General features: G+C 62.6%; 6 protein-coding genes. All 6 read left to right on the top strand.

The genetic code is table 11. The features are described 5' to 3' along the window. Positions 1 to 220 precede the first annotated feature (220 nt). The 6 genes from VSX60_RS16200 (at position 221) to VSX60_RS16175 (ending at position 7631) form a co-directional block, all read left to right on the top strand. On the top strand, positions 221 to 622 hold the full coding sequence (locus VSX60_RS16200; protein ID WP_327625296.1) for a PepSY domain-containing protein: 402 nt from the start codon (positions 221 to 223) through the stop codon (positions 620 to 622). Positions 623 to 929: 307 nt separating this feature from the next. Continuing rightward, a complete protein-coding gene (locus VSX60_RS16195; protein ID WP_327625295.1) occupies positions 930 to 2951 on the top strand; it encodes a bifunctional DedA family/phosphatase PAP2 family protein in 2022 nt (673 codons plus the stop codon). Continuing rightward, positions 2948 to 4294 (top strand): adenylate/guanylate cyclase domain-containing protein, encoded by a 1347-nt coding sequence (locus VSX60_RS16190; RefSeq protein ID WP_327625294.1) that lies wholly within the window; start codon positions 2948 to 2950, stop codon positions 4292 to 4294. The genes VSX60_RS16195 and VSX60_RS16190 overlap by 4 nt, the downstream gene beginning before the upstream one ends. A 206-nt stretch (positions 4295 to 4500) precedes the next feature. Beyond that, positions 4501 to 5037, top strand: a complete 537-nt coding sequence (locus VSX60_RS16185) for a cytochrome b (RefSeq protein WP_327625293.1) — start codon at positions 4501 to 4503, stop codon at positions 5035 to 5037. A 186-nt stretch (positions 5038 to 5223) separates the two neighbouring features. Beyond that, positions 5224 to 6684, top strand: a complete 1461-nt coding sequence (locus tag VSX60_RS16180; protein ID WP_327625292.1) for an ArnT family glycosyltransferase — start codon at positions 5224 to 5226, stop codon at positions 6682 to 6684. Positions 6685 to 6857: 173 nt separating this feature from the next. Further along, complete coding sequence (locus VSX60_RS16175) at positions 6858 to 7631, top strand: outer membrane protein (protein ID WP_327625291.1); 774 nt, start codon at positions 6858 to 6860, stop codon at positions 7629 to 7631. The last annotated feature ends 45 nt before the right edge of the window (positions 7632 to 7676 follow it).

Raw genomic sequence — 7676 nt, 5'->3', positions numbered from 1 at the left:
AATCTGATGAAACAGCCTTTCCCATGAAGCACCTCCTGCTCACAGAGAATCAAACCGAACATCAAATGGGAACCCGTCGATTCAAATTATTCGCCGGATGCTCTAGCTGCCACAATTCGCATACCGATCCGTATAGTCGCGGAGCTTTCGAGGTCATGTCAGCTCACCACCTTGAGATTGACCGGGCAATCACGCCGGTTCGATCAAAGGGAAAATCAAGATGCAGACGATGAAACGCACGAGCGCCGCGATCCTCGGCACTGCCATGCTTTTGGGTGCCGGCAGTGCCGCAATGGCGGCCGATCACGGCAGTGGCGCCGAGACCAGGCTGGACCTTTCGAAGGTCACCAGCGCCAAGGTAAACCTCGCGCAGGCCATCGACGCGGCCCAGAAGGCCGCTGGCGGCAATGCGGTCGATGCTGGATTGACCGACGAGGCCGGCCAGAGCGGCTGGGAGATCGAGCTCGCCCAGGCCGACGGTACGATGAAGACGGTCCTTGTCGACATGACCAGCGGCACCGTCGACCAAAACCCCAAAATGGAAAACGAGAAGGACGAGCAGTCCGGCGCAGCCGACCGGGAGGAGTCCGAGGACGGCGAGGCAGGCGAGGGCGGCAAATAGGCCGGTCTACGCCTCGCCAACCACATGCGGCCCCCCGACGCGTTCGGGGGGCTTTCATTTGCGGGAGTCGGTCAATCCAAAATTGTGAACTATACGGAAGCGTATAGTTTCGGACATCTGACCACGAACACGGGTTGCTATCGAGGCCGGGATCGCGCCACGGCCGGCAGAACGCTAATGTGGGCGTCGGGATCGTGCCCCGTGCCCTGTCGCTCGAAGGGCCAGACCCGTCGTCGCCATGTCTTCTCGGTGGGCGAATTGTTTCATGGACCCGCGGGGTCCGTCCAAGCCGACCGGTGACGCAGACATGACGCAGACCATCGTCGATTTGATCTCCCAACACACGCAGACAGCGCTCGCGGTCGTCTTCTTCGTCAGTCTGGGCGAAGCCCTGTTCCTGATCGGCCTGTTCATTCCGAGCACCGTCGTCCTCGTGGCGGCCGGGGGGCTGGTGGGAGCCGGCAAACTTCCGTTCCTGCCGATCCTGCTGCTAGCCAGCGCCGGCGCCGTGGTCGGCGATGCGCTCTCCTTCTGGGTCGGCCACCACTTCAAGGGGCGGCTGCGTTCCGTCTGGCCGTTCAGCCGCTATGGCGCGCTGATCGACAAGGGCGAGGCATTCTTCGGGCGACATGGCGGCAAGAGCATCTTCATCGGCCGCTTCGTTCCCGGCGTGAAAGCGATCGTGCCGGGCATCGCCGGCATGGTGGGCATGAACTTTGGTTGGTTCAGCGTCATCAACGTCGTTTCGGCGATCGCCTGGGCCGGCGCTCACATCATTCCGGCCGCCGGTATCGGCCGCGGCCTGTCCCGGGTTCATAGCTTCGATCCACGTCTTGCGATCCTCGGCGTCGTTCTGCTGGCGACGCTCCTCGTCCTCTATTACCTAGGCAAAATCGCCTATGGCTTCGCTTACCCGGTCTTCGATCGATGGCGCCTTGGTCGGATCGAACGTCGTGGCCCGTCAGCGAGCCGGCTGGCGCGATACGAAACCCATATCCTCTCCAACCACCGCAACATCGTCGGATGGACCCTCGTCCTGATGGTCGCGGCATTGGCCGCCGGCGGCTTCCTGACGCTGCTCGGCAATCTCCTGTTCGATCCGGAATTGAAGCTGATTGACAAGGCCGTCTACAATTTCCTGCAATCCTTCCGCAGCGACGCGGGCACCCGCATCATCACGGCGGTCACCATGGCGGCGGACGGCTTCGTGCTGACCGGCCTGAGCCTGGCGCTCGTCGCCTGGCTGCTCATCCGGCGGCACTTCCGCGTCGCGGTAACGGCAGCGATGGCGGTCGCCACGTCGAGCCTGTTCGTCCCGCTCGTCAAGGGGATCATCCAACGGCCCCGTCCCACGATGCTCTATGCGGGTGCCGAATCCTTCTCCTTCCCCAGCGGCCACGCGACGCTCTCGATGACCGTGTTCGGTGTCCTGGCCGTGATTGTCGCTTCGCACCTCGCACCACGATGGCGTCCTCTGGCGATTGGGGCCGCCATTGGCGCTGCGCTGATCATTGCGTTCACCCGGCTGTATCTCGGTGCTCATTGGCTGAGCGACGTTGCCGCGGGCGTATCGTTCGGGTTGCTGGTGACGGCGATCTTCGCGTTCCTCACCCGGCGGCAGGATCGGGCCATCCGCCTGGGGCCGCTGCTGGCGGTTCTGCTGCCCGCCTATCTCGGGACCTACAGCTATCATCTGTGGAAGGACTACGATCGCTGGACCGTGAACTACGCGCCGGTGCCCATCGCGGAGCAGATCAGCCCGCAGGAATGGCTGGCCGACGGTTGGAGCAGGGTCGCCGAACGTCGTTTGACGATCGCCGGCGATCAGGCCGAGGTGTTGAGGATTCAGACCGATCTTTCACTATCCGGGCTGACCGCTCGCCTTGAGCCGTCCGGCTGGACTCCCCTTGCGGTCGGCGGTCTCCTGGAAACGCTCATGCCATCGCGCGTGCCTCTCGTCGAACGGCCAGCCGCACCGCTGCTTCACGACGGTCGCCGGCCCGTCGCGGCCTATACGAAGCCCGGGCCTGCATCCGATCAGCGCCTGGTTCTCACCTTCTGGCCATCGAGCTTCCAGCTCGGCCCCGGTGAGGACGGCCGTCCGGTTCTCGTCGGCGGCCTTTCCCTCGAGATGCTCGACCCGATCGCCGGCGGTTACGCGATCCTGGAGATCGCCGAAGATAGCCAGGTGCTTTCGAACGACCTCGACAGCCTGATCCAATCCCTCGCGCCGGGAGCCGCATCGACCGCTAATAGTGATATTCTCCTTCTGCCGAAGAACGGCGCTGCGATGATCGAGGCACCCGTGCTTGATGGACGCCGGCCGTGATCGGGTGGACCTCGAAGAAGGGGAGACAGTTACCCGATGCAGCCCCGCGGGCCGATGCGCATGAAATCGGCACACCGTTTCCGCTGCTGCGAACATTCCTACTCCTTCTCCTGCCGGTGATCATCGTCAGTTCGGTTGGCTTGGTGTTCACGTTGAACAACGCCATCTCCGCCAGCGCGGAAAAGCTCTTTGCCGAGCAGGAAATCCGGCTCGTCCAGACCATGCTTCTGGCGGACGGTCTTTTCGAGGGAGCGTCCCCGCCGTCGGCTTCAGTCCTTTCCGAATTGCGAAAGGAGATGGCCGAGACCGGGCTCACCTGCCTCTTGGTCCTCGACCAGTCCGGCGGACGCATCGCCGAGCTCGCCAATAACGCCGACTGCGGATCTTTGGACGCTGCGACGTTCGAGGGCCTGACGGCGACCGGGGCGGCGACCCTCAAGGAAAATATCGTTCTACCCGGCCACTGGACATCCCTGGGGGGCGTGGCTTTGCCGCGTTCGGGAAAAATCGTATCGCTGGCCGCGACGCGACGAAGCGGCGTGCTTGAATCTGCGATATCCCGATTGACGGGTTTCTGGACGAAGGTGTTTGCGAGCCTGCTCTTTGTCTCGGTGCTGGCGACCGGCGTGGTGATTGCCAAAGCCCAGAGGACGCTTGATCGCCAGGCGATCTACGTTCGTGGCGTTCACCTTCGACTGCAGCGTTTTCTGTCCGTTTCCGCGGTCCGCAATGCGATCAATGACGACACGTCAGCGACACGCTTCGAAGCGGTGGTCCTGTTTCTCGATCTTCGGGATTTTTCCAGTTTCGCGGAAGGCGCCCCGCCAAGCGACGTGGCTGATCTCATCGATGCCTTTGTTACGGCTGTCGCCGGGGCGGTGTCGCGGCACGATGGCGAGATCGACAAGATCGTCGGCGATGGGATCATGGCATTCTTTCAAGGCGACGATGCCGACGACCGCGCCGTGGCGGCCGCTGTGGAAAGCATAGAGGCCTGCCGGTCCCTGGCCCGCCGTCCCGGCGTCGGTCTTTACCGGGGCGAGGTCATCGCCGCCGCTCTTGGCGCCGGAAAGCGGGCGGACTTCACCATCCTTGGTCGGACGGTGAATCTGGCTGCGCGGCTCTGCGCTCTATCCGGCGAAAACGAGATCACCATGTCGGAAGACATGGCCGCCAAGCCGCGCCCCGCTCTCGATGAGGTTTCACGGGACGTCGTGAGACCCCGCCATCATAGCCGCGAAATGTCTGTCGTCCGGTTCAGACTGGTCGATGCCAGCGACGAGGTTCCCCAGTTCCAGACGGGACAAGGCCATCCAGCCTCAGTTGCGCGATCGACGGATTGATGTCTCGCTCGCTGCAAATGGCCCGCCCTGCGTGTGATCGGATCGCCGGCGCCATCGCGAGTGCAGCTGTCACAGCTTCCAAGGTTGCAAAACCGTATAGTTCCGGAAATGCCCCTGAAGACCCGTCCGATCTAGAAAGATTCTACATCGGCGGCGCAAGGGTCGCGCGCCGGAAAACCACCAGTTGAAATCGGAAGTGATCGGTTATGAATGCAAAGTCATCGCCCGCTGGCTGGAGCCGGCTCAACGTCGCCATGCACTGGTTGATCGTCGTTCTAATCATCGTCCAATATCTCGAAAGCGAGTTCATGGTCTCGCTTTGGGACGGAACGCTCGAGGGCAAGGCGGTTTCATCCACGACGACGATTCTCGGCTGGACCCATATCGTCCTCGGCTCGGCGATTCTCGTCGCGGCCTCCATCCGCTTGCTCGACCGCTTCTTCATCCATGGGCGTCCGTCGCATTCAGAGGGTGAACCCGATTGGGCGATGTGGCTCGCGAAGTTTACGCATGCATTGCTCTACGTCGTGCTGATCCTCATGCCAGTGGTCGGCCTCACGGCCTGGTTTACCGGCAATGACACGCTGGCCGGCTATCACACCGTCCTCTGGACGCCGCTGCTCGTCCTGATCGGCGTGCATATCGCCGGCGCGCTTGCCCAGCATTTCGTGTTCCGGTCGGACGCGTTGCGGCGCATGGTGCCGATGATGAAATCGCCGTCCTCGGTCGAATCGGCCGAATAGGGCGACAATTCGCGCGCAATACGACACAACGCTCGGGGTGACAGAGGCTCGTCCCGAGCGCACCGCGTTGGACTGCCGATCCTCCCGCTGCTTCCCCGAAGCGGCATTGACTGAACCGGCGCGGATCCTGCCGTCCACAAAGTTGAATGTCTCGCGAATTTTGTTCGCACAATACGGCGATGTCCCATGCTCCGCGGCATTCAAACTCTCGTCCTGCCGATCTTCGTGCTCGGACTTTTCATCCTCGTTTCGGCGGCCTTGCGACCGGTGCTGCCGCCGGACGAGACGCGCTATCTCACCGTCGCCTGGGAGATGATGGTCAATCGGGACTTCATCGTCCCCACTTTCAATTTCGCCGCTTATCACCACAAGCCGCCGCTGCTGTTCTGGTTGATCGATCTGTCATGGGCGGTCTTCGGCGTGTCGCGCGTCGCGGCGCTCGCGATGATTTTTACCGTGTCCGCCGCCGTCATGGTCCTCACGCGCCGCTTGGCCGCCGAGCTGTTTCCCAGCGATGACGTCCTCGTCGCGCGTGTCGGCTGGCTGACGCTGGGCAACGTCGTCTTCGTCATCTATGCCGGCTTGATCCTGTTCGATCTCCTGCTGACCGCCTGCATTCTCGGCGCGCTGATCGCACTTTTGATCCATGCCCGCTCACCGTCATGGCGCTGGATCGCCATCGCAGGCTTCGCCATCGGCTTGGGTGTTCTGGCCAAGGGGCCGGTGGTCTATCTCCATCTGTTCTGGCCAATTGCGGCCTATCCGCTCTGGCGGACCGAGCGTCAGGCGCTGGCGCCGAGGGCCTTTTGGCAAAGCGCTGGTCTCGCCGTTCTGGTCTCGCTGCTGCCGATAGCCGCCTGGGTCGTGCCCGCGCTGGTCGAAACCAATGGCGAGTTCGCCCGATCGCTGATCTGGGACCAGACCGCGGGTCGCATTTCCGGCTCGTTGTCGTCGAGCCATGCCCGACCATTCTGGTTTTACCTGCCGCTGCCGCCAATCTTCGCGATGCCGTGGATATTCTCACCTTATGTCTGGGCCGGCCACAAAGGCGCGATGAAGCGTCCGATGGCCGCGCTTCTGGGCGCCTGGAAATTCACGCCCGCGCTGCGCTTCGTGACACTCTGGTTCGTGCCGGTGGTCGCCAGCTTCAGCCTGATCGCCGGTAAGCAGCCGCATTATCTCGTGCCGTTGTTGCCGGCCGCGGCACTGGTCAGCGCCTATGTGATGCGCGGTATCAGCGTGAAGCTGATCGGGATCGGCGCCGGCATCGTCCTCGGTTTGACGATCCTTGGCCAAGCTGGTGCCGCGCTGTCGGTCTTCCCGAATTACGACCTTGCCCCGCTCGCGAGACTGGTCGCGGCGCGGGCGGGTCCGGTTGCCTTCGTCGGCGATTATCAGGGCGAGTTCGGGTTTCTCGGACGCCTGCGGCGGCCTATCGACGTGATCGACAGCGCCCAGGCGGAGCGCTGGCTCGGCGACCACCCAGACGGCATGGTCGTCGCCATTGGCCTAAGACAAGACGAGGGCCTGCCCGGTCGTCAACTCCTCGACGCACCGTTCGCGCTCGATCGGCACATGGTCGCCAGCGAGAGCGGGCTCCCGCCGGCCGCGCTGAACACCGGCCCGGCTGCCGATCGCGCTCGCTGACGCGGCGGTCACTTTTTTGCAAACCGTATAGTTTCGGCAATCTCGCCCCCATCGATGGAGCCTAAACCCACCGCCGAGTTCGGAGGGGTCATCTCGGGTCGGGTCCTCTGTTTAGAGCGTTCGGAGGACCCGGCATGCAACGCCGAATGCGTCAACTTTCCTGGAGAGAAAATATGAGATGGTTCCTGCTCGCTGCCCTCTCGGCGCCCTTTGTCACGCCCGCCGCGGCCGCGGATCTGATCGTTCCAAAACCACCGGCGCCGGCTCCTATCGAGATCGTGGCGCCGATCAACACTTGGTCCGGCCTCTATATCGGCGGACAGGTCGGCGGAGCCTTCGGTTTCGACGGCGCCGACACAGTTTATAATCCCCGGCCCGGCTATTCCGGCGCGTTCGCCGCCACGCCGTCCAGTAACAAATCGAGCTTCATCGGTGGTGGTCATATCGGCTACGACTATCAGACCGGCAACGTCGTCATCGGCGCGGTTGCGGACATCAACAAGATGAGCGGACCCTCCGAGCGCAGCTTCTCGGTCGGTGGCGTCAACTTCCCGGTCAAGGACAAGATCGATTACATGGGCACCGTGCGTGGCCGTCTCGGCTACGCCTACGATCGGTTCCTCGTCTATGGCACCGGCGGTCTCGCCTATGCCAAACGCAGCCAAAGCACGAGCTTTCCCACGACGACGTCAGGGCCGTTCACGGGCTACAATTTTTCCGAGAAGACCGACAAGACCGATACCGGCTACGCGGTCGGCGGCGGTATCGACTATCTCGTCTCGCGGAATATGTCGGTCGGTCTAGAATATCTTTATACAGACCTCGGCAAGAACGACTGGTCGGCGAAAGCGACCAACGGTGCCCAACTGGTCGACTTTACAGCGAACACGAAGGATCGGACGGATTTCCATACTGTCTGGGCCAAAATGTCCTATCGCTTCGACTGACGGCATCTGACGAGAATTTTTGGCTTTCCTTTCGCGCCCGCCACC

The organism is Aurantimonas sp. A3-2-R12 (assembly GCF_036016755.1).
Classification (GTDB): domain Bacteria; phylum Pseudomonadota; class Alphaproteobacteria; order Rhizobiales; family Rhizobiaceae; genus Aurantimonas; species Aurantimonas coralicida_A.
This window is presented reverse-complemented; position numbering and strand designations above follow the sequence as displayed.